This window comes from Chthonomonas sp., assembly GCF_035294165.1.
GTDB lineage: Bacteria > Armatimonadota > Chthonomonadetes > Chthonomonadales > Chthonomonadaceae > Chthonomonas.
This window is the reverse complement of record NZ_DATGLN010000195.1, coordinates 1-21589: the sequence shown is the minus strand read 5'-3', so window position 1 is coordinate 21589 and position 21589 is coordinate 1. Positions and strand designations below refer to the sequence as shown.

The following is a 21589-nucleotide window of genomic DNA, read 5'->3' as shown; positions in this document are numbered from 1 at the left end:
CGCTCCCCCTCCGCTAGAGGGCGATATGACGACCTCGGTGCCGTTTCATCTCTTTCAGGGCTACATCTTTCTACCGGTTCTCCTTGGCGATAGAACGCGCGTGGAGTGGGCAATGCTGGACACAGGGGCCGCACCCCTCGGTATTCTCTCGCTCATTACGGCGCGTGAACTGGCCAGAAAGGAGAATGTGGACTCCTATAAGGAGGTTGACTTGCCCTTGCCGTTGGGGGTTGGGTCGAAAAATGGGACGTTTCGCGCCCTCCTGTTTGCCTTTTCCATAGACCTAACGCTGGCCCATCCGCAAGGCATTCCCTTCCTCATGGAGCTAGACCCGATTCTTGGTGCCTCGATTATGGAGGACCTAAGCCAAGATTTCGACTTTCAGCTTTCTGCGCTTGTCGGTATGCCCTTCCTCGCCCATGCGCGTAGGGTGACGATTGACTATCCGCATCAAATACTTACAATGGAGCTAGCGAACCAATGAAGATACTCATTATCGGAGGCACTGGACTCATCAGCACGGCAATTACGAGCCAGCTTCTCGATCGTGGTGCCGACGTTACCCTTTACAATCGCGGGCGTACGGAGGCGCGTATTCCGCCAGGCGCTAAAATTCTGCACGGCGATAGGCGCAACTATGCCGAGTTTGAAAAACAGATGCAAGAGGCCGGCCCTTTTGATTGTGTGATTGATATGGTGGGGTTCGTGCCGGAGGATGCCCAGAGCGTGATACGAGCCTTTCGTGGACGTATCGAGCAGTTCATCTTTTGTAGCACCGTGTGTGTCTACGGCGGGCCGGCAACGCACTACCCGATTCGAGAGGATGAACCACGCCGACCGGTAACTGGTTATGGGGCCAATAAGGCCAGATGTGAAGACATTTTGTTGGAGGCGGGGCAGCGTGGCGATTTTGCCGTCACGATTATGCGTCCCTCGCAGACGTATGGTGAGGGGGGCACAATCGTGCATAGTCTAGGCTGGCGTACCACCTATATTGATCGCATGCGCAAAGGCAAAGCGATTATTGTGCATGGCGATGGCTCCTGTTTATGGGCAGCCTGCCATATCTCTGACGTTGCAAAAGGGTTTATCGGCGCCATTGGAAATCCGTTGGCCTACGGACGTTGCTATAATGTTACCGGAGAGGAGTGGATGACATGGAATCGATATCATGAAGGAGTAGCCGAGGCGCTCGGTGTGCCCACGCCGCGCTTGGTGCATATTCCGGCCGACGTTATGGCGCAGATCGCTCCCAAACGCTTTAGCATCAGCATCGAGATTTTTCAATATCCCTCCATCTTCGACAATCGCGCAGCACAAACTGACCTGGGATTCGAATATACTATCCCCTGGGTCGAGGGGGTGAAGAGAACGGTTGCTTGGCTCGACGCTCATGGAAAAATAGAGAACAGCGACGACGACCCCTTCGATGATAGGGTGATCGAGGCCTGGGATCGCCATGGAAGGAGCCTGGCTGAGGAGCTAGCAGGACTTGATGCGTGAAAATGAGCGTGCAGACGCTCGTGCCATTCCTATTTTTATCGGGACGATGGGTTGGGGGTATGCCGATTGGTGTGGGCCGTTCTACCCACCGAACACGGTGGGTAGAGACCAAATCCGGCTCTATGCACAGTGCTTCAACGCCGTGGAGATCGATTCAACTTTTTATGCTCCACCAAAGCCTCAGGTGGTTGAGGGCTGGTATCGGGCAACGCCTGAGCACTTTCTATTTTGTCCGAAAGTACCAAAGCAGATCACCCATGAGTTGCACCTGGCGCCGTCGAGCCATAACCTCATAAGAGAGTTTGTCGCGACTATGAAGCTGCTAGGGGAGAAATTAGGCCCCATTCTCTTCCAGATGCCGCCTGACTTTCGGCGGTCGGAGCTGCCGAACTTAGAAGGAACGCTGCCCCTGCTGGATGAAATAACGTCATCTCAAGGGGTGCGTTTCGCCATAGAGTTTCGCCATCGGTCTTTGGAAGGGGAGGTTGTGGCGGCACTCCTACGCCAGCATAGAGTAGCGCTTGCAGCAGTGGATTATATCATTTTATCGCCGAAGATAGAGATCACTGCCGATTTCCTCTATGTGCGACTGATCGGGCGGCATGGGGCTTTTTCCCATCACGATAAGATTCAGCACGATAAGAGCGAACGAATTCAAAAGTGGGTAGAGGCTATCAAACGTGCCGCCGGAGAAGTAGAAAAGATTTTCATCTTCTGCAACAACGACTACGAAGGCTTCTCGCCGGCCACGTGCAACCGCGTGCTCCGGTTGCTAGGGCAGGAGGAGGCGACCTTTCCGGTGGAACGTCAGCAGAGCCTTTTTGGCTAACGAGACGAGATGGACCTAAAAGACCTTCAGCTATTTTGCGATCTCGTGGAGACCGGCTCGTTTTCCAAGACGGCTCAGCGCAATTTCATCACACAGTCGGCGGTGAGCCAGCGCATGCGCATCTTGGAACGCGAGCTAGGCCGCACGCTGTTGAGTCGGCAAAAGGGCAAAGGGAAAGTGGAGTTGACCGACGCAGGGCGTCTGTTATACGAAGGAGCGCGTTCTCTGGTGCGTGAGGCCATGGCCTTAGAGGAGCGACTGAAGGGTTTCTCCGATTCGATGGAGGGCACCGTGCGGATTGCCACAGTTTATTCTGTTGGGTTGCATGAGTTGCCTGGGCGCCTCAAGCCGTTTTTGCGGCAGTATCCGCAGGTGAGTGTGCACCTGGAGTACAGCTCCACGGCGCGTATCTACAACGATGTGTTTTCGGGGGCAATGGACATCGGCATTGTGGCCGTTCCCACCACGCATGTTGGGATTGAGGTATTGCCCTTTAGCGAAGAGCCGATGGCCCTGATCTGTCCGCCGGAGCATCCTTTTGCGCGGTTAGAGGCCATCTGTCTGCATCAGCTCAACGGCCAGAACTTCGTGACCTTCGATGTAAACATCCCCACACGAAAACTGGTAGATGAGCATTTACGGTTGGCCGGAGCACACGTTCGCATTGTAAATACTTGCGACAATATCGAGATGCTTAAAAATCTCGTGGAACTGGGGCAAGGCATCTCGTTGGTTCCCGAGATCACGGCACGCAAGGAGGCACGAGAGGGGAGCCTTGTTATTGTGCCTCTGACTCCGGAAGATGCCTTTTGTCGTCCGGTGGGGCTGTTATTGAGAAGAAGAAACCCGCAGCGTACGGTGGTGCGTGTGTTGGTAGAGGCCCTTATCGGCAAGCCAAAAGGTGGAGGGCCGATGAAATCGTCGCCAAGATGAGCCATAAGCTCACATTAATCCGACGCTTTCGTGCTATTATCTAAAGACTGGGATATCGGTATATTTAGAGATCGGGCATAATGCATAGCGAAACATCAACAATCTTCTCGCGACTTGCTTTTTTGCTGTGGGGGCTTAGCTTGTTTGGGCTTGGTTTTGGCCTGGCCGGTTGTGATAACAGCCCCTATCCGCCGGGGGAGACGGGAAAATCCATACTCTATTTGGCGCTAGGCGATGATCCCAAGACACTAGACCCCACCGTGGCCTACGATGTGGCCTCCGGTGAAGTTGTCAACCTTATCTATCCGGCCTATTTAGAGTACGACCATTTAAAGCGCAACCCCTTACAACTCGATCTTGATCTGGGGGCCACGATGCCCGTCTATCAGTCCGTGCCGGTTCGAGAGACGGTAGACGGTAAGCAGGGAACCCGGATGGGCCAACTATGGACCTTCCACATTCGCCATGACCTGCGGTTTCAGGACGATCCCTGTTTTCCGGGAGGCAAAGGCCGCCCGATTACGGCTGCCGATTTTGTGTTTAGTTTCAAGCGCATCGCCGATCCGGGGGTCAACTGTCCTATTGTGAACTATCTTGACGACAAAGTGGTTGGCATGCATGATTTTGAGGACTATCAGATGCAACGAGAGAAACGAGGCCTTCCGCCAGACTACAGCTACCCTCTTCCGGGTCTGCAGCTCGACCCTCATGATCCCTACACCTTCCGGATTCTGCTGGATCGGCCTTACCCTCAACTGCGCTACCTCATGGCGATGTCGTTCACAACCCCTATTCCTCATGAAGCGGTGGAAAAGTACGGTAAAAACTTCGCCCGCCATCCGGTAGGGTGCGGCACGTTTATGCTGAAGGAGTATGTGCCTAAAGACCGCATTGTTTTGGTGGTGAACCCAAACAGGCATCCTGAATACTATCCTTCTGAGGGAGAGCCGGGAGACAGGGCGGCCGGATTGTTGGTGGACGCAGGCAAACAGCTTCCTTTGGTGAAAGAGATACGTTTCAGCATTATCAAAGAGCCTCTGACCGCCTGGAACCTCTTTCAACAGGGCTACCTTGATCTCTCCGGAGTATCCCAGATTAATTTTCAGCAGGCTCTATCAAGCCCTGGGCAGCTCTCTCCAGAGATGCGTGCTCGCGGAATCCGTCTGTTCAAAACGACGGGTGCCGATGTGAGCTACTTTATTTTTAATATGGACGACCCCGTTTATGGCGGATACACCCGGCGAGCCAAGCTTTTACGCCATGCCATTGCGCTGGCGATGAATCAGCAGGAGTTTATAGACCTGCTTTTTGTGGGGTTGGGCAAACCGGCACAGTTTCTCATTCCACCGGGTCTCTTTGGCTACGATCCCAACTACAAAAACCCTTATCAGCAGTACAATTTAGAGCTGGCGAAAAAACTGCTGGCCGAAGCCGGCTATCCGGGAGGAGTAGACCCAAAAACCGGCCAGAGACTTGTGCTATACTACGATAACTCGGGGGTGGATGCGGAAGGACGGTTACAGACGGCGCTGGTGATCAAGCAGATACAAAAGCTCGGTATCGAGGTGGTACCCCGTTCCTGGCGTTTCCCCATTTTTCAATCGAGGGTCGATCAGGGGCAGTTTCAGTTTATCTATTTTGGGTGGGTGGCCGACTACCCAGATCCGGAGAACTTCCTGTTGTTGTTGTACGGCCCCAATAGGCGTCCCGGCCCTAATGCAGCAGCCTATAATAATCCGGCGTATAATGCCTTATTCACCAAAATGCGAGCCATGGAGGATGGCCCGGAACGTGCCGAGATCATACGGCAAATGCGTAATATTGCGGTAGAAGATGGCCCTATGATCTACGGTGTGCACAGTGAAAGTTATGGGTTGGTACAGCCGTGGTTGCGGAACGTAAAGCCGAACCCCATCGCGCTCGATAGCCCAAAATACTATGCGGTGGATGCTACGGAGCGACTGCGCCTGCAACGGGAGTGGAATAGGCCCAACTTATGGCCGCTCGTAGGCCTTGTGGTGTTTCTCACCGTCGGTTCCCTACCTGCCGTGCAGGTGGTGCGGCAACGTTCGCGCCGGCACGTACGGGTGCATCCTCCGAAGGAATCTTAAGACATGTTGCGATACGTTATTCGGCGGGTTTTACTGGCCATTCCTACTTTGCTTGGCGTGGCCTTTCTTACCTTCGTGCTCTTTTATGCTACCTCCTCACCGGAACAGATCGCTCGCCGCAACCTATCTGCAAAGAACCCCACTCCGCAGCAGATCAAGTCCTGGTTACATCAGCACGGCTACGACAAACCGAAGTGGGTGCAGTTTAAGGAGACCACCGAGGCGCTCTTCTTGCTGCGCTTCGGCAAGTCGGATGCCACAGGCGAGAACATCTGGACACGCATCAAGGAGGGAGCCGGCCCCTCCTTTGAGGTACAGATTGTGGTTTTAATGGCGTCTCTTACCGTATCGATCTGTTTTGCCTTGGGGCTGGCCTACTTTCGTGCGACCTATTTGGACTATTGGGGTGCCTTTTTGTGTGTGCTGCTGATGAGCATTACCGCGCTCGTCTACATTATGACGGGGCAGTTCATCTTCGGTAAGCTGTTGCGGTGGTTTCCGTTGGCCGGCTATCGGCACGGTTTCGACAGCCTTCGCTTCATCCTATTACCGGTGTTGGTGGCGCTCATCAGTGGGCTGGGCGGCACAACACGGCTCTTTCGCACCTTCATGCTCGACGCCATGAATCAGGACTACGTGCGTACGGCGCGGGCAAAGGGAGTAAGTGAGACGCGGGTGCTCTTCAAACACGTTCTAAAAAACGCGGCCATCCCTATCGCCAGCTCCGTGGTGGCCTCGATCCCAGGCCTGTTTCTGGGAAGTCTCTTGCTTGAATCGTTTTTTGATATTCCCGGACTAGGTAGTTACACCGTGGATGCGATCAACGGGCAGGATTTCGCGGTGGTGCGCGCCATGGTCTTTCTAGGCGCTTTGGTGACGATTGTAGGCTATATTCTAACGGATATCTGTTATGCGCTTCTAGACCCGCGGGTGAGGCTGGAGTAGACGATGTACGACTGGCTGTCATGGGATAATCTCGTTCCTTTCTTGGTGGTAAGCGGGCTAGTTGTGGCCATTCGACTGGCAAGTCGCCAGCCGTTGTGGCGGGAGGCATTTAGACGACTGCGGCGCAACCGTGCGGCTATCGTGGCCGTGTGCGTGATTGGTCTGTATGGGCTTGTCGCTTTTCTCGACAGCATCTCATGGAAGAGCAGTGTAAATGCCGAACCGAAGACGGTGCTCGATCGCATTTTTGAAGCGGCCCACGTTCGTGTGGAACGAACCTACTCGGCGCCGTTTGCGAAGTATACGATGGGTGAGGTGCACCCGCATCGTCTGCGCGGTCTTCATCTGTTAGGGACAGACGGCACCGGCAACGATGTGCTTTATAAGACGCTCAAAGGTTGTCGCACGGCTCTGCTTATTGGGGGGCTTTCCTCCCTACTTGTGCTGCCTCTGGCCGTTATTTTGGGGATGTTGGCGGGGTATTTCGGCAAGATCGTAGATGATATTATTCAGTATATCTACACCGTGGTCGGCTCCGTGCCCGACATTCTGCTGATTATAGCGCTGGTGCTGGTGTTGGGGCGGGGCGTTGTGAACATCTGCATTGCATTGGCCTTCACCAGCTGGATAGGGCTGTGCCGTTTGGTACGAGGCGAGACCCTCAAATATCGTGATAGAGAGTTTGTGCTGGCCGCGCGAGCTTTAGGGGCCTCGAACGTTCGTATTCTTATGAAGCATATTCTGCCCAATCTGCTGCCGGTGGTGATCATCAGCATGGTGTTGGGGTTTAGCGGCTTCGTTCTGTATGAGCCGTTGCTAGCCTATCTGGGGGTGGGCGTTGGACCCGATGTGGGAAGTTGGGGCAACATGATAGATGCCGCTCGCATCGAGCTAACGCGCACACCGGTGATCTGGTGGAACCTCGCTTCTGCCTCCGGAGCGCTCTTCATTTTAGTTTTGGCTTTCAATATTTTGGGGGATGCCTTGCGCGACGCCATTGACCCCCGTTTAAGGAGCTCTTAAGCGTGAACAACCCTCTACTAGTGGTCGAGAATCTGCGAACCTATTTCAGAACCCCTCAGGGGCTTTCGCGAGCGGTGGATGGTGTGAGCTTCACCATTGATGAGGGGGAGATATTGGCTTTAGTGGGGGAGTCGGGCTGTGGAAAGTCTATGACGGCACTCTCCATTCTGCAGTTGGTGCCCGAGCCTGCGGGCTATATCGAGAGTGGGCGCGTTCTCTTTCAAGGGGAAGACCTGCTCGACAGGACGTGGGAACAGATGCGTGAGATTCGCGGAAAAGAGATCGCGATGATCTTTCAAGAGCCGATGACCTCTCTCAACGGCGTCTTCACCGTGGGCGATCAGCTTATTGAGGCGATGGTGGTTCATGGAAAACGCGGCAACCTGAAAGAACGGGCTATCGAACTGCTGGGGCGTGTGGGGTTGCCGGAGCCTGAGCGTGCGATGCGGCAGTATCCGCACGAGCTTTCTGGGGGGATGCGACAGCGCGTGATGATCGCCATGGCACTCGCCAACGAACCCAAACTCCTCCTCGCCGATGAGCCTACCACTGCCTTGGACGTAACCGTTCAGGCGCAGATACTCGATCTCCTGGCCGATCTGCAGCGAGAGATGGGCATGGCGGTGCTGTTGATTACCCATGATCTACGTGTGGTGGCGCGACTTGCGCAGCGGGTAGCCGTGATGTATGCTGGCCAGATCGTGGAGGAGGCGCCGGTCAAAGAGCTATTTCAACGTCCACGCCATCCCTACACTCAAGGGCTTTTTGCCTGTTTGCCGTCACAAATGCGTAGAGGCAAAGAGTTGAACTCTTTGGAGGGCGTGGTGCCCTCGCCTACGGCTTGGCCACCAGGCTGCCGCTTTGCCCCACGCTGTAGTTTCTGCTGGCAGCCGTGTTTGGAACTGGCGCCAAGGTCTCTCGCTGTTGCGAATCGCCATACCGTGCGCTGCCATCTGTATGATCCGGAAATAGCTCCTACTTCTGTTGGAGAGGTGCGCTCATGACCCCAAGTCCGACCCTCTCCGTAGGCGATTTTCTGGTTGTAGCCCAGGGGCTGTGCAAAGACTACCCGGTTCGTGGGCGCTTGTGGCGTAAGCAGTGGCGACGGGTAGTAGACCATGTGAGTTTTGAAATACGCCGAGGTAGCACGTTGGCCCTCGTGGGAGAGAGCGGCTCCGGCAAAACCACCGTGGGACTTATGTTGTTGGACTTGATCAAACCCACGGCAGGGCAGATACTATATAACGGTCTACCTTATTCCGCACGCTCTGCGAAGGAGAGAAGAGCCTTGCGTAGAGAGATTCAGGTGGTGTTTCAAGACCCTTACTCCTCTCTCAACGCGCGCATGAACATCCGTGAAATCCTCACCGAAGGAATGGTGATCCATCGCATTGGTGCCAACGCGCGGGAGCGTGAGGAGAGAGCGGCCGAGCTGCTAAAGCAGGTCTCAATGTCGCCGGACGCCTTGGATCGTTACCCCCACGAGTTTTCCGGCGGGCAGCGGCAGCGCATCGCCATCGCTCGCGCGCTTTCGGTTGAGCCGAAGTTCTTGGTGCTCGATGAGCCTACGAGTGCGTTAGATGTTTCCGTGCAGAGCCAAGTGCTTAACCTCTTATGCCGATTGCAGAGAGAGCGTAATCTTACCTACCTATTTATTTCGCACAATCTCGATGTGGTCAGTTACCTCGCCGAAGAGGTCATAGTAATGGAACGGGGCAGAATTGTGGAGCGAGGAGCTGTGGAGCAGGTTTTCGGCGATCCACAGCACCCCTATACTCGTAACCTGTTAGAAGCCATTCCGAGCCTCGATAAAGTTTTGGCAAAATGACCCCCGACGATGACGCAAAAACTGTTGTTGTGGAAGACCTACTGAACAAGGTTCGTAAGGCCATCACTCGCTACTCTATGGTGCAGCGCGGGGATAAGATCGTCGTTGGCTTTTCGGGTGGGCCCGACTCAACGGCGCTGCTTCATGCACTGCGGTTGTTGCAAGCAGAGTGGGATATTCAGCTTGTAGCAGCCCACCTGCACCACGGGCTACGTGGCGCGGAAGCCGATGAGGATTTAAGCTGGGTTATCGCGCACTGCCAAGCCTTTGGCGTGGAGTTGCGTTACGAAAGGGCCGATGTTGCGGCACGGCAAAGGCGTTTGAAGCTCTCACTAGAGCAAGCGGCGCGCGAGATGCGTTATGCTTTTCTGCAGAGGGTGGCAGAGGAAGAGGGGGCAAATCGCATCGCGGTGGGTCATACCTGGAATGATCGCATTGAGACCATACTGATCCATCTTCTGCGCGGTGCCGGCATGGAGGGACTGACGGGCTTTGCCGCCGTGCAAGGGCCTATCATCCGGCCCTTCTGTTTCGTGAGACGGGAAGAGACAGAGGCCTTCTGTGCGGCCTTGGGGATCACGCCACGTTGCGACAGTTCCAATCAGAACATGGAGATTCTGCGCAATCGAATTCGACTGGAACTGCTGCCGCTGTTGAGGGCGTATTACAGTGACCATGTAGAGGATGCGTTGGCACGGATGGCAGAGCTGCTTGCTGCCGATAATGAGGTCTTGGAGAGCTTGGCGCGGGAAAAACTGGAGGAGCTAGCGGAAACTTCCAAGCCAAAGACCCTTATGCTGTCGGTCGAGCGCTTAAGAGAGCTTCCGATAGGCCTGCAGCGCCGGGTTTTGCGAGAGGCGATCCGCGAGGTGCGAGGCAGTCTGCAGGATGTAGATTTCGCTACCGTCGAATCATTCCTTGAGGGGACAGAAGGTCTCTCGGCACAGTTACCTACTTTTACGGGGAAGAGCGTACGCTTGAGGGTAAATGCAGGCAAGCTTTACATAGAGGAGCTGCGCCCTCAGTCTGCGGCGGTTCCCTGGCAGCAGGAGCTGAACGTGCCGGGGGTAACGGAGATTGCACGGAATGGTTGGAGGGTGCAGGCCGTTTTCTTGGAAGAAGAGAGAGATTTAGAAGGTATTCTAAATAGGGAGCCCGATTGGGGAGTGCTGTTAAACCCCGATGGGCTTATATTTCCGCTCCGTGTGCGCTCCCGACGGCCTGGAGATCGTATAGAAGTAAAGATCGAGAATCGGCTCAAACATCGCAAGCTGCAGGACATCCTTGTGGACGCACATGTTCCTAAGGAGTTGCGCTCGGAGTGGCCGGTGGTAGTAGATGCGGGCGACCGCGTGTTAGCGGTTCCCGGCCTTGCATATGCTGCCGATGTGGTAGAACTGGGGCCGAACCTCGCAAAAATGGATATTTCGGTAAAAAAATATCGTCTAGCATTGCGTTTCGAGGCACCAAATGCGTATAGATAAGCAAGTACACTGTAAGTTATGTGTGCTTTGGAACGCAAACGCATGGACGAACAGATGAGGAGACGAAGTTGAAGGGTTTCGCCTGGTTACGTTTAATGCTTATAGCCGGTTTGGTTGTGGCGCTTTTAGCCATCTTGTTACGCTCTTCCTTTATGGGTGGATTGGGCAGTGCCGGTCGTACGATGACCTACTCTAACTTCTACCGGCTTCTACAGACCAACCCGGCCCAGATCGAGCGCGTTACGCTGACTAAGGATACTATAGATGTGGTATTACACGGCGCCATGCCCGGACAAGACCAGGAGCAGGAACTGGTATTACCGCCTTCCGACCAGGCCCAGGCCGACCTGATCCAGCTGATGAGCAAACAGGGGGTAAATTTTGACTTCAAACACCCGGTGCTCGGGGATATTTTCTCTAATATTCTAGAGTGGCTTGTCATACCCTTTGTGTTCATTCTGTTTTTCTACCTCTTCTTTGTGCGCCAAGCGCAAAGCAGCGGCAATCAGGCCTTGCAGTTCGGTAGAGCGCGTGTGAAGCGTGTGACCGATTCGGTGCCGAAGGTCACCTTTGAAGATGTGGCCGGAGTGGAAGAGGCCAAACAGGAGCTGGCCGAGATCGTGGATTTTCTAAAGAACGCCAAGAAGTTTCAGGCTTTGGGGGCGAAGATTCCAAAAGGGGTCTTGCTGCTCGGCCCTCCGGGCTGTGGGAAAACCATGTTAGCGCGCGCCGTGGCCGGAGAGGCAGGGGTGCCTTTCTTCCATATCTCCGGTTCCGACTTTGTGGAGATGTTTGTGGGAGTGGGCGCGAGCCGTGTCCGCGATCTGTTTGATACGGCCAAAGCGCACCGGCCCTCGCTCATCTTTATTGACGAGATTGATGCTGTAGGCCGCCAGCGCGGTACCGGCGTTGGAGGTGGCCATGACGAGCGTGAACAGACTCTCAATCAGTTGTTGGTAGAGATGGACGGTTTCGACCCGAACGCCGGCGTTATTGTGATCGCCGCCACGAACCGCCCCGATGTCTTAGACCCCGCCCTCCTACGCCCCGGTCGTTTCGACCGAAGGGTTGTGGTGGATGCGCCCGATTTCGCCGGCCGTAAGGCCATCTTCTCGGTGCATCTGCGCGGGAAGCCCATAGATGACGATGTGAACGTGGACACGCTGGCGAAGCGAACGCCGGGGTTCACCGGAGCCGACATTGCGAACGTGGTAAATGAGGCGGCCATTCTGGCCGCCAGGCGCGATAAAACCCGCATTAGCATGCGCGAGTTTGATGAGGCGAGCGAGCGTGTGGTGATGGGGCCGGAGCGCAAATCGCGCCGACATACCGAAAAAGAGCTGCGCATTGTGGCCTACCATGAGCTAGGGCATGCCATCGTCGCAGCCAAACTGCCCAATGCCGACCAGGTGTATAAAATTACCATTGTTCCGCGCGGCATGTCCGGCGGCGCCACATGGTATATCCCCAAAGAGGATATGCAGTTCCTGCGTACCAAGCAGGAGATGATGGACGACATCGCCGCCACCCTCGGTGGCCGTGTGGCAGAAGAGCTGGTGTTTGGCGATGTTACCACCGGTGCGACCTCAGACCTCGATAGAGCCACCGACCTTGCGCGCGCCATGGTATGCGAGTACGGTATGAGCGAACGGCTTGGCATGGTACGCCTAGGTCGTAGAATGGGAAGCCCCTTCCTCGGGCGCGATCTTATGGAAGATCGAGACTACAGCGAGGAGGTAGCCCGAATCATTGATGAGGAGGTTCGGGCGTTCATAGACCAAGGTTATGAACGCGCGCGTGCGATCCTCACAGAGTATCGCGAGAAGATGGACCTCATCGCCGAAGTGCTGATTGAGAAGGAAACGCTGACCCGCGAGGAGTTTCTTGCGCTGCTAGAGGGGCGGGCTACGCCCGATGACATTCGCAAGGGCATAGACAACACCCCAACTGCGCCACCTGCCGTAGGCACGCAGACAACCCCGCCGGAAACAGAGCCACCCATCATTCAGCCACGCCTGCGCCCGGAACCGGCGTAGAGTTTAACGGAAAGCGCTAGCCTGCCCGGCTTCTGCCGGCAGGCTATTTCCTTTGAGATTCAAGCGGCCACAGAAAGGATAAAAGGAATGACAGCAACAATTGTGCGATGGCAGCGGGCTGCCCTGCTTTTGGCCGGCTCCGCATTCCTCCTGGCCGGTATAGGTTTACTATTTATCCTTCCTTCTGACCTTATCACACGCCTGGTGGGTGCTTTTTTAAACCTTTTGGGGCTTGGCTTCCTTTTAAAGAGCGAGCCGCTGGCTCTTTGGCTATCGGGCCTATGGTTTAAACCGGTTGTCACCTCATCGCGAACTTATACCATACCTCGTGTTCATCCTCGTCTCTATGCCCGGGCCGTGGTGGCCGTTTTGATTGCCCTACCCGTTCTCTATTTTCTGAGCACGGCTTGGTTTTGCGCCGAGCAGACCTGGCTGCTTTGGCAGTTGCATCAGCATGGCAAACTCGTTCAAGCGCAGATCATCAATAACGAACCAGGCTCTGCTTGGAAGGCGAGCAACGGCAAGCTGCTCTACGCCTATCGGGTCGGCAACGTGGCCTACACGGGGCAACTCGTCGTTCGCCCCGAAGCCTACACGCGTTTTCGTTTGGGAACGCGCCTGCTCGTAACCTATCTTCCATCGCTGCCTTCGTACAGCCGTGTAGGCAAATTTGGGCAGAACGCCGCATTCGCCGCCATCCTCTCCTATTGGCTGTTCGAGCTTTTGGGGCTGGTCTATTTGAGTGTTCCGGCGCTGCTGTGGTGGCAGAAGGTGCGTAGAGAGCAGTATCTGGCGAGCTATGGAGTGCCTAAGGAAGGCATTATTACGCATAGTCGTCGCTACCGGCGTTGGGGTAAAGTGGTCTATAAGGTTACCTATCGTTATCGGGCCGATAAGGAGTATGAGGGCACGGCCTTCGTAAGGCCGCCCCAACGGGCGGACAGCTCCATGGAGCCATTGCTCGTAGATTTTCCTATTTACATCATTTACGATCGGCGCTATCCATGGGATAGTCGTCCCATTCTAAACCTCAATCTTGTGACAACGGAGCCTTCCGGCAAGCGGTCTTCGTCGGCGCAGAATCCCTCTTCTATCCACAGTTCGTGAGGTGTCCATGAGCAGACGCTTCGAGGGTAAAACGGTTCTTGTGACGGGCGGCTCTCGCGGCATCGGTGCGGCTATAGCCCGCCGCTTTGCCGGAGAAGGCGCCTATATCGTTATAGGATACGAGCGCAACAAGGAAGCTGCCGAGCGTGTTGTACAGCAGGTTGCCGAAGCCGGTGGTACTGCAGTGGCATTTCAGGCGGATATGGGGCAGTGCGAGCAGGTGGTGCATTTGGTGCGGACGGCATTCAGTTGGCACAAGCGGCTGGATGTGTTGGTGAATAATGCGGCCGTTTTGGAAATGCGCCCTTTGTTGGAGACCGATCGACATCATGCCGAGCGGCTGTTTGCGGTAAATGTGCTAGGGCCTTTGGCAGCTATGAGGGAGGCTGCAAAGCTTTTTGGGGAGGAGGGATGCAGCATTATCAACATCTCCTCTGGGGCAGCCGCGGCCACGCCGCCCGGGCTGGGGGTTTATAGTGCAAGCAAGGCGGCTTTGGAGGTGCTTACCCGCACGTTTGCCGTGGAGCTAGGGCCGCGAGGTGTGCGCGTAAACGCCATCGCGCCCGGCTTTACCGAGACGGACATGTTGCAACAGCGTTTAGATGAGAACGACCGTGCTCACATCATTGCCCAAACCCCTCTACGTCGGTTGGGCACGCCAGAGGACATCGCCGATGCTGTGCTCTTTTTAGCTTCTCATGAGGCCCGATGGATCACGGGCGCGGTGATTCCGGTTAGCGGCGGTTTTCGCTAGCTCAGTGCAACAGGCTTGAGGCGTTAGAGCCGGTGGTGATCGAAAAGTCTTTAGTTAACCCGTAGCGATTGCACACATCGGCAAGAGCCTGATCGGCTGCTACTGCGGAGGCATCTGCATCTGCGGAAGCCGTCCCGAGCATCTGAGAAAGCGTGCTTAGGGCCTCCTGAGGATTGGACTGCGCATCGGCGAGTGAATCGTTGACCTTAACGAATTCGGCCTCGATCTTGGCTAAATGATCGTAGTATTTTTGCTGAAGCGTAACGCATTCTGGCGGCGGCTGCACGCTAAGGAAGTACTGGACAAGCTGATCCCACTCCGTTTTGAGGCGTGCGCTATCTTGGCTGATATGCGGTAGAAACTGTTGCGCTTCGGCGCTGCTCGATGCGGCCTTAATTTCGTCTGGCGTGAGGTTACCGTAGGTTCCTAGGGCGGCTCCCATCTCTTTGCCGATAAGGTCTTGCTTCATCAGCTCCACTTTACGCAGAAAAGCGAGATAGTTCGAAATCGGCCCAACATTCACCTGCGGTGCGGGCTGTGCTGGGGCCTGAACCATGCGGCTGGGCGTAGCGGTGGCCGGCGCTTGTACCAGCGGCGCGGTTGTGGCGGCCGCGGGTGCCTGCACGAGAGGAGCCTGTTGGGGAGCATGAGCAGGGTGTTGCAGCAGGCGCGAGCTAAAGCCCCATGCCAAAACCCCTATAAGCGCAAGACCTATGAGACCAAGAATAGCCCATTTGGCCGATGAGTTTCCGTTGCGCCTTGCTACGGCTTGTTGAAAAGCCGAATTCGGTGCGGTGTACGAGGGGCTTGTGGGTTGCATGGGCGTGCCGCAACGCAAACAGAAGCGCGAGTTTGCGGGAATTTCCGCCGAGCAGCGTGGACATTTCATAATAGTTAAGCCTCCTTACTCTCCCTATACGATCTTTGAGGAATGTAAAGCTCCCTATCCCTATTTTTGGCTTTTTTCCAACGGCATCTACAAACATCGTAGAAAACAGCTTATTTTAGCACATCCGTGTTTACATGCAGCGGCCTACCGCAAGGGCCACGCGCTCTAGCTCCTTCATAAGGGCGTCGAACTGTTCGGGGGTAAGAGACTGTGCTCCATCCGAGAGAGCAGCTTTCGGATCGGGATGCACTTCGATGAGCAGGCCGTCGGCGCCGGCTGCGATGGCCGCTCGAGCCATGGCCGGCACATAGCGGGCGGCCCCCGTCCCATGTGAGGGGTCTACGATAACCGGCAGGTGCGACAGATGTTTGATAACCGGCACGGCATTGAGGTCGAGGGTATAGCGCGTATAGGTTCGATCGAGGGGGTGAATGCCGCGCTCGCAAAGGATCACATCTTTTGTGCCGTGATGCAGTAGGTACTCAGCCGCGAGAAGGAACTCATCAATGGTGGCGGCGATACCGCGCTTCAGTAGGGTAGGGCGCCCGGAACGCCCAACGGCAACAAGCAGGGCGTAGTTTTGCATGTTGCGCGCGCCGATCTGCAGAATGTCCACGTGCTCGGCCACCTTCTCCACATCTTCAGGCGACATCACTTCGGAAACGGTGAGGATACCGAGTTGATCGCTTACCTCCTTAAGCAGCTTCAGCCCTTCGAGACCCAGCCCTTGGAAAGAGTAGGGTGAGGTGCGCGGTTTATAGGCGCCGCCTCGCAAAATCTTCGCACCGGCGGCTTTCACCGCTTGGGCTGTGGTGAATATCTGCTCCCTACTCTCGACCGAGCAGGGGCCGGCCATTATCACACAGGGCGCATTTCCTCCAATTTTAACCTCCCCGATCTGGACAACGGTATCGGTACGCCAGAACTCACGGGAGGCCAGCTTGTAGGGGCGGCTAATCTGAACCACGTGGTCCACTCCCGGAAGCGCCTGTAGGGCTAGAGTAAGCGGCTCTCGAAGTTCTGGGGGAATGGCGCTTGCAATGCCGATGGCCACATGTTCATCGCCTGGCAGGTGAAGCGGTTTCAGATTATGCTGTTTAATCAACCGGATAACGTCGTCTATCTGTTGTTGTGTAGCGTCAACGCTCATCAAAACCATCATGGTTCAAAACTCTCCCACGCGCCGTCAAATTTAACCGAACCGGTTTTTGGCACAATGCTTTCTATAATATTTTAGCGCAAATGCGCCCCTGTTAGGCGAGAGGCGCTTTATGAAAAATTTTATACCTATAGCAGATAGTGCAATAAATAGCAAATTTTGCCAAATATTCAAACGAATTCCCGTATTAGGTATAATAAGCCTGCAGAGGTTACCGTTTGTTAAGGAGGAGCTGTATGCCATTACGTATGGGCACCCCGTTGCCCGAACTTACCGGTGCTACCGAATGGATCAATGGAGAGGTGACACGAGAGCAGTTGCTAGGAAGCCCTGTTCTCGTGCATTTCTTTGCCAAAAGCTGCCCTATTTGCCACGACAACATGCCCACTGTGGCCGAATGGCGCGACCGGTATGCCGCTCTGGGCTTAAAGGTGGTGGCCATCCATATGCCGCGCGAGCAGTCCGACACGGATTTAGGTGCGGTGCGTGCGGACATAGAGGCCTTGGGCATAAAGGAGCCTTGTGCTATAGACAATCTGCACATTATAGGCGACCGATTCGAGAACCAGCTCTGGCCGGCCTACTATGTATTTGACGCGGAGGGCGTAATGCGGGGGCGGGCCGGTGGCTATGCGGGTTTACGCATGATCGAACCCATTCTTAAGCGTGTATTGGGTGTGGAAGAGGTTGCGGTTTAATGCATAAGGGGCTGTAGCTGTGCTACAGCCCCTTGTTTATTTAACAAAGCGGTCGTCGCAGCAGAACTTAGGCGCTCTGCACGGGTTCAGGCTCCTGAGCAGGGTTGCCGGTGGCAACGGGGTAAACGCTTACGCGACGCCGTTTTCTATCACCTTCAAACTTAACGATGCCATCGGTAAGCGCAAAAAGAGTGTAGTCGCTGCCCATGCCAACGTTATTACCTGGATGAAGCTTCGTGCCACGTTGGCGCACAAGCACGAAGCCGGCGCGTACGAACTCGCCTCCAAACTCTTTCACGCCAAGCCGCTTAGAGTGGCTGTCGCGGCCGTTTCGCGAGCTTCCCACACCTTTTTTATGAGCCATAGTCGTCTATCTCCTTCGTCATGCGGAATTCATTCCGCGTGAATAGCATCTACCCGCAAAATAGTCTGTTGTTGCCGGTGGCCGTAGCGGCGTCGTTCGTTTTTCTTCGGCTTGTAGGTAAGCCCCTTGATCTTCTTTCCTTTGGTCTGTTCGAGGATGGTGGCGGTGACGGTAGCTCCTTCTACAAAGGGGGTTCCCACCTTAAGGGCTTTATCGCTTTGAACGAGCAACACCTCTGAAAGCTCCACGGTGGTTTGTGGTTCGCCGGGCAGTTTTTCCACCACAAGCCTATCGCCTTCCGTTACACGATACTGTTTTCCACCGGTTTTTATAATGGCATACATGGGTATCCGAATCTCCGAATTGAGCTTATGTTCAGGCATGAGAAGAGGCGGAAGCAGAGCGCCTCCGCCCCAAACTAGCAATTAGTATACGCCAAAGAAGGCTACACTGTCAAGTCAGCTGGCGGTTACTGAGCCGGCCCTAGGCCGTCCATAAGCCCCCAAATGATTTGAGAATCGCGCAGCCATTTGGCATGTCCGTCGGCAAAGCCAACGATATCGCCCTGTGCATGGCGAGCCTGGTTATCGTATTGCGGCTGAGCCGTGTAGGTGCCGTTATCGTTTAGATAGGCCCCGCAGGGGTTGGTGGTGCAGTTAGGGTAGGCCACCCTTGAGAGGACGTAGTTGGCCGACTGCGGGTTGTTGGTACGGTCGGGGAGAAAGTTCCCGGTAAGCGCGATCACACAGTCGCCGATGAGCAGCGTCTGGGCTACTTGTTGAAGGGCTGCTTGAGAGCACCCGCTTGAGTTGGGTGCACCACAGAGTGTTCCTGTTGAGAGCGGTTCGTTCATACCGTAGCTCACCTCAGCGTTAACCAAGCCAGAGTTGATCCCCACGGTGGTCAGATCGGTGGCCTTCGTCCAACCCCAAAGTTGGTTTTGAGTGATGGTGCTATGGTCGGAAGCATCGGGGCAGGTGTAGATATTGGCGTTCTTGTCATAGGGGTAAATGGCGTTGAACCAGATCGACTCAAAATGTTGACAGGCCACGTTGCCGAGAGGGCCGTTACAAGCCACCGAATCGGCATAGCTCCAGAATGGGAAGTCCTCATCGTAGTCCTGGGTGTACATCAGCATCGCGGTGGTGAGCTGTTTGATGTTGGAGGTACAGCTCGCTTGGCGTGCCTTCTCGCGGGCCTGTGCAAACACGGGGAACAGAATGGCTGCCAGTATCGCAATAATAGCGATAACGACTAGCAGCTCAATTAATGTAAAAGCGGCTTTTCTTTTCATAGGTTTGTTTCTCCTCCTAGCTACTGGAAGCGTTTTAGGCGGTTATACTCTCTCCTAACACAGACGCTTCCCTAATGTATGGAAATAGTTTTTATTGAATGTTCTACGAGAATTTGGCGCCTCTTCTCGCATACCACAACTATTTAACAAATTTGATCTGGCAAAATGTTCCCGATTTCAAAAGATTTTCTGTCTCTCAAAAGCGCCAAAAAGTTCCCTGAGCTGTGGCCAACGGCAGCGTATTTTCCGGATCAAGGACAATTCGCTGTGGCTTAGATGTCGTTCTTAAGATGAAAAATGTATTTTTCTGGACGATTTCTATTTTCTTTTTATATATGTCATGATCCCATGTTGTCAATTGTATAAGCACATGCAGATGATAGATTGGGGCTTTTTGGACAATGCAGCCCGTTACCTTGTAGCCATCTGCAGCCTGTAAAAGCTGTATACCCTGCAGTTGCAACACCGGCAGGCCGGCCCGGTAAAGCCATTCCTGGAAGAACGCCGTATAGTTCCTTCCTGTTATACGGCTCACTGCACGCTGAAAATCACCCCACTCCGCCGGTTTACCGGCCGTGCGCTCCGCCAAAAACGCGCGGAGGCAGGCGAGCATGGTGGGCAGCCCTAACTCGTCCTCAAGCACCTTCAACACCAGGCTCCCTTTTGTGTAGCCGATGTCACATTGCACCGGGTCGGTGGTGTCGAAGACAGAGGCCACCGGGGCCATCTGAAACCGATCTCCCCATGAGGAGTGAAGGGAATCGCCGTCTTGCGATGGAATCGTTTTAGGGAGACAGATTCTCTGGAAAAGGTTGGCGGAGTAGTCGGCAAATGCCTCATCCCACATGGAGTGCAGATAGGTGCAGGGCTGAAGGCCTCCCCACCAGGTATGTGCCAGCTCGTGCGGCAGCAGGTCGAGGATCGTGCCATGCTCGAACGTGGCGAAAGAATAGGCTTCTAAAGCCCCATCGAAGGGGCCGTCGGTCTCAACCACCGTGTATTGGTGGTATGGAAACGGCGCAAAGCGCTCGCTATAGAAAAAAAGCGCCTGCTCCAAAAGGTTCAATGCGCGTTGCGCGAGGGGGGCATCGGCGTCGAGCAGGTAGACGGCCAGCCGAATGCCCCGTGCCGTTCGAGTGTAGATGTGATAGCGCCCCATGTCTACCGTGAAATAGCAGACCGGAATGCGGTTGTAAAAGGTGAGCGTTGTGGAGCCATCGGGGTGATGAACGGTGGACTGCAGATCGCCCGTGGCGATGGACGTCCAGGCAGGTGGTGCGGTAACCTGAATGGTGGAGGTGGCCGGCAGGCGGGCGATTTGAGGGTACCAATAGGAGTCGATTACGGCCTCGTTGGGCAGCACGTAGTCACCGTCTTGATGGTCGGGTGCACCGGAATAGGCGATGTCTATGGTGAACGGAGGCGCATGAGGAGGGATGAAAGCGACCACGCTTCCTGCCCGAGAGAAGGGCACGGGCATACCCTCGATGGAGAATCGAGTGATCGTGTAGTCGGGCGACAGGCGAAACAGGCAGTAGGGGCGTAGCTTGGGCCAGATAGCTTCCACTCTCGCTTTGTCGCTACAAAGCACGCTGTGTGTTTCGGGCAGTAGGCGTACGGTGAGGCAATGGTCGCAAATCTGATAGCCGCCCGAATCGTCCTCTTTCACTTCAGGCCCGATCTTCCAACCCTGAGGCGTTTCGAGTAGCGTATGTACATGGTCACCATCGCTCTGGCAGGTATGCCAGCAGGAGAAGACGATAAAGGGCGGCAAAGGCTGTCGGTTCGCCGGAACAAGAAGTTGGACATTCCATGTTCTTGTAGGGCCGCGGCTGAGCCAAGCAAGCGTTTGGGCCGGCGGGCCATCGGTATAGGGCTGTAGGCTGGCTATCTGGTGTTTCTGAACGGCGTTTTGAACAACCTGTATCCAAGCTGCAGAGGGCCATTTGGGCTGAGGAGGCCCGGCACAGGCATGAAGGACGAGCTGAAGGCAGAGGGCAAGAATCAGGAGGGGAGGCAGAAGCCGTACGCGGCGGGTTCCCTCTCCGTATTGAGCGATGCGATGCCGAGTCGGTTGCATAAAATCCTATCTCAAGGGGGTATGCTGTGCATAGTGTACCTTTTAGACTGCAGAGAGGGTTTAAAGTTTCGATACCGAAAGTTATTCAATGCCCGCGCTACTGCACGGAGTCCGTTTGAAGAGAGGGAAAAGCGAATGAGACTGGAAGAGAGTTGGCCTCGTTGCCCGGAGGCCGCCTCGCTATGCGAAGGCCTTTTGGAGCGCTTTTTGCATGAGAACCCGATGGTGCAAGAGATGGCTCATCGTTTCCATGCTCACGCGGGGGTTCGCTTGGCGAACCTCATAGACCACTGGGTGGTGCCGCGCTCGATCCTCAGTGTGGAGGAGTTGGAGCGTGTGGGGATGATAGAGAGCGATGTGGAGGGGGAGCCGGTATGGCACCATCCACAGGCACGGTTGCCTCGCTTTCGGGTTGGCGCACAATGGCGCTTGGCCATTGCTGTGGAGGCTTTGGAGCCTTTCTTACAACAAAACCGTTGGGAGCCGGATCGGGTAGAAGGCGATTACGACTCGGCTTATCAGGAGGCGGTAGGCACGTTGCCACAGGGCGAA

Annotated in this window: 21 protein-coding genes; 15 read left to right on the top strand and 6 right to left on the bottom strand. The window is 55.1% G+C overall.

Features of this window, described 5'->3' with window-relative positions:
* The 13 genes from VKV29_RS10695 to VKV29_RS10635 all read left to right on the top strand — a co-directional run.
* A partial coding sequence (locus VKV29_RS10695; RefSeq protein ID WP_324201297.1) for a hypothetical protein occupies positions 1–484 on the top strand: 484 nt, incomplete at its 5' end.
* Positions 481–1503 (top strand): NAD-dependent epimerase/dehydratase family protein, encoded by a 1023-nt coding sequence (locus VKV29_RS10690; RefSeq protein WP_324201296.1) that lies wholly within the window; start codon positions 481–483, stop codon positions 1501–1503. The genes VKV29_RS10695 and VKV29_RS10690, both read left to right, overlap by 4 nt.
* Positions 1496–2332: a DUF72 domain-containing protein gene (locus VKV29_RS10685; RefSeq protein WP_324201295.1), complete on the top strand. Its 837-nt coding sequence runs from the start codon at positions 1496–1498 to the stop codon at positions 2330–2332. The genes VKV29_RS10690 and VKV29_RS10685 overlap by 8 nt, the downstream gene beginning before the upstream one ends.
* 9 nt (positions 2333–2341) lie before the next feature.
* Positions 2342–3265, top strand: a complete 924-nt coding sequence (locus VKV29_RS10680; protein WP_324201294.1) for a LysR family transcriptional regulator — start codon at positions 2342–2344, stop codon at positions 3263–3265.
* A gap of 80 nt (positions 3266–3345) precedes the next feature.
* Complete coding sequence (locus tag VKV29_RS10675; RefSeq protein ID WP_324201293.1) at positions 3346–5376, top strand: ABC transporter substrate-binding protein; 2031 nt, start codon at positions 3346–3348, stop codon at positions 5374–5376.
* Positions 5377–5379: 3 nt separating this feature from the next.
* A complete protein-coding gene (locus VKV29_RS10670; protein ID WP_324201292.1) occupies positions 5380–6321 on the top strand; it encodes an ABC transporter permease in 942 nt (313 codons plus the stop codon).
* Between the two features lie 3 nt (positions 6322–6324).
* Positions 6325–7344: an ABC transporter permease gene (locus VKV29_RS10665; RefSeq protein ID WP_324201291.1), complete on the top strand. Its 1020-nt coding sequence runs from the start codon at positions 6325–6327 to the stop codon at positions 7342–7344.
* A gap of 2 nt (positions 7345–7346) precedes the next feature.
* Complete coding sequence (locus tag VKV29_RS10660; protein ID WP_324201290.1) at positions 7347–8348, top strand: ABC transporter ATP-binding protein; 1002 nt, start codon at positions 7347–7349, stop codon at positions 8346–8348.
* Positions 8345–9172, top strand: coding sequence for an ATP-binding cassette domain-containing protein (locus VKV29_RS10655; RefSeq protein WP_324201289.1), 828 nt, complete (start codon positions 8345–8347; stop codon positions 9170–9172). The genes VKV29_RS10660 and VKV29_RS10655 overlap by 4 nt, the downstream gene beginning before the upstream one ends.
* The gene (tilS, locus tag VKV29_RS10650; RefSeq protein ID WP_324201288.1) at positions 9169–10656 is read left to right on the top strand and encodes a tRNA lysidine(34) synthetase TilS; all 1488 of its coding nucleotides are present in this window, start codon (positions 9169–9171) and stop codon (positions 10654–10656) included. The genes VKV29_RS10655 and tilS overlap by 4 nt, the downstream gene beginning before the upstream one ends.
* Positions 10657–10751: 95 nt before the next feature.
* Positions 10752–12692 carry an ATP-dependent zinc metalloprotease FtsH gene (gene ftsH / locus VKV29_RS10645; RefSeq protein ID WP_414647351.1) on the top strand — a complete coding sequence of 647 codons (1941 nt, stop codon included), beginning with the start codon at positions 10752–10754 and terminating at the stop codon, positions 12690–12692.
* A gap of 87 nt (positions 12693–12779) precedes the next feature.
* Entirely contained in the window at positions 12780–13799 is a 1020-nt protein-coding gene (locus VKV29_RS10640) for a DUF3592 domain-containing protein (protein ID WP_324201286.1), read from the top strand.
* A 7-nt stretch (positions 13800–13806) separates the two neighbouring features.
* On the top strand, positions 13807–14553 hold the full coding sequence (locus VKV29_RS10635) for a glucose 1-dehydrogenase (RefSeq protein ID WP_324201285.1): 747 nt from the start codon (positions 13807–13809) through the stop codon (positions 14551–14553).
* Position 14554: 1 nt separating this feature from the next.
* Here VKV29_RS10635 and VKV29_RS10630 read toward each other — a convergent pair whose 3' ends face one another.
* Together VKV29_RS10630 and aroF are read right to left on the bottom strand one after the other, a co-directional pair.
* Entirely contained in the window at positions 14555–15442 is an 888-nt protein-coding gene (locus VKV29_RS10630) for a zinc ribbon domain-containing protein (protein WP_324201284.1), read from the bottom strand.
* 130 nt (positions 15443–15572) lie between these two features.
* Entirely contained in the window at positions 15573–16604 is a 1032-nt protein-coding gene (gene aroF, locus VKV29_RS10625) for a 3-deoxy-7-phosphoheptulonate synthase (protein ID WP_324201283.1), read from the bottom strand.
* Between the two features lie 233 nt (positions 16605–16837).
* Here aroF and VKV29_RS10620 point away from each other — a divergent pair, with 233 nt between their 5' ends.
* Positions 16838–17299, top strand: coding sequence for a redoxin domain-containing protein (locus VKV29_RS10620; protein ID WP_324201282.1), 462 nt, complete (start codon positions 16838–16840; stop codon positions 17297–17299).
* Positions 17300–17366: 67 nt separating this feature from the next.
* Here VKV29_RS10620 and rpmA read toward each other — a convergent pair whose 3' ends face one another.
* From rpmA to VKV29_RS10600, 4 genes are all read right to left on the bottom strand, one after another.
* Positions 17367–17663, bottom strand: coding sequence for a 50S ribosomal protein L27 (gene rpmA / locus VKV29_RS10615; RefSeq protein WP_324201281.1), 297 nt, complete (start codon positions 17661–17663; stop codon positions 17367–17369).
* 29 nt (positions 17664–17692) lie between these two features.
* Positions 17693–18007 (bottom strand): 50S ribosomal protein L21, encoded by a 315-nt coding sequence (gene rplU / locus VKV29_RS10610; RefSeq protein WP_343217362.1) that lies wholly within the window; start codon positions 18005–18007, stop codon positions 17693–17695.
* A gap of 125 nt (positions 18008–18132) precedes the next feature.
* The gene (locus tag VKV29_RS10605; protein WP_324201280.1) at positions 18133–18957 is read right to left on the bottom strand and encodes a DUF1559 domain-containing protein; all 825 of its coding nucleotides are present in this window, start codon (positions 18955–18957) and stop codon (positions 18133–18135) included.
* Between the two features lie 196 nt (positions 18958–19153).
* A complete protein-coding gene (locus VKV29_RS10600) occupies positions 19154–21037 on the bottom strand; it encodes a hypothetical protein (protein ID WP_324201279.1) in 1884 nt (627 codons plus the stop codon).
* Between the two features lie 135 nt (positions 21038–21172).
* Between VKV29_RS10600 and VKV29_RS10595 the strand changes: the two genes are divergently transcribed.
* Positions 21173–21589: hypothetical protein (locus VKV29_RS10595; protein WP_324201278.1), on the top strand; the 417-nt coding region annotated here is incomplete at its 3' end.

Excerpts from the sequence above, each read along its gene's own strand:
- VKV29_RS10690 (WP_324201296.1), top strand. The coding sequence starts at position 481 with ATGAAGATACTCATTATCGGAGGCACTGGACTCATCAGCACGGCAATT.
- VKV29_RS10685 (WP_324201295.1), top strand. The coding sequence starts at position 1,496 with ATGCGTGAAAATGAGCGTGCAGACGCTCGTGCCATTCCTATTTTTATC.
- VKV29_RS10680 (WP_324201294.1), top strand. The coding sequence starts at position 2,342 with ATGGACCTAAAAGACCTTCAGCTATTTTGCGATCTCGTGGAGACCGGC.
- VKV29_RS10675 (WP_324201293.1), top strand. The coding sequence starts at position 3,346 with ATGCATAGCGAAACATCAACAATCTTCTCGCGACTTGCTTTTTTGCTG.
- VKV29_RS10670 (WP_324201292.1), top strand. The coding sequence starts at position 5,380 with ATGTTGCGATACGTTATTCGGCGGGTTTTACTGGCCATTCCTACTTTG.
- VKV29_RS10665 (WP_324201291.1), top strand. The coding sequence starts at position 6,325 with ATGTACGACTGGCTGTCATGGGATAATCTCGTTCCTTTCTTGGTGGTA.
- VKV29_RS10655 (WP_324201289.1), top strand. The coding sequence starts at position 8,345 with ATGACCCCAAGTCCGACCCTCTCCGTAGGCGATTTTCTGGTTGTAGCC.
- tilS (WP_324201288.1), top strand. The coding sequence starts at position 9,169 with ATGACCCCCGACGATGACGCAAAAACTGTTGTTGTGGAAGACCTACTG.
- ftsH (WP_414647351.1), top strand. The coding sequence starts at position 10,752 with ATGCTTATAGCCGGTTTGGTTGTGGCGCTTTTAGCCATCTTGTTACGC.
- VKV29_RS10640 (WP_324201286.1), top strand. The coding sequence starts at position 12,780 with ATGACAGCAACAATTGTGCGATGGCAGCGGGCTGCCCTGCTTTTGGCC.
- VKV29_RS10635 (WP_324201285.1), top strand. The coding sequence starts at position 13,807 with ATGAGCAGACGCTTCGAGGGTAAAACGGTTCTTGTGACGGGCGGCTCT.
- VKV29_RS10630 (WP_324201284.1), bottom strand. The coding sequence starts at position 15,442 with ATGAAATGTCCACGCTGCTCGGCGGAAATTCCCGCAAACTCGCGCTTC.
- aroF (WP_324201283.1), bottom strand. The coding sequence starts at position 16,604 with ATGATGGTTTTGATGAGCGTTGACGCTACACAACAACAGATAGACGAC.
- VKV29_RS10620 (WP_324201282.1), top strand. The coding sequence starts at position 16,838 with ATGCCATTACGTATGGGCACCCCGTTGCCCGAACTTACCGGTGCTACC.
- rpmA (WP_324201281.1), bottom strand. The coding sequence starts at position 17,663 with ATGGCTCATAAAAAAGGTGTGGGAAGCTCGCGAAACGGCCGCGACAGC.
- rplU (WP_343217362.1), bottom strand. The coding sequence starts at position 18,007 with ATGTATGCCATTATAAAAACCGGTGGAAAACAGTATCGTGTAACGGAA.
- VKV29_RS10605 (WP_324201280.1), bottom strand. The coding sequence starts at position 18,957 with ATGAAAAGAAAAGCCGCTTTTACATTAATTGAGCTGCTAGTCGTTATC.
- VKV29_RS10600 (WP_324201279.1), bottom strand. The coding sequence starts at position 21,037 with ATGCAACCGACTCGGCATCGCATCGCTCAATACGGAGAGGGAACCCGC.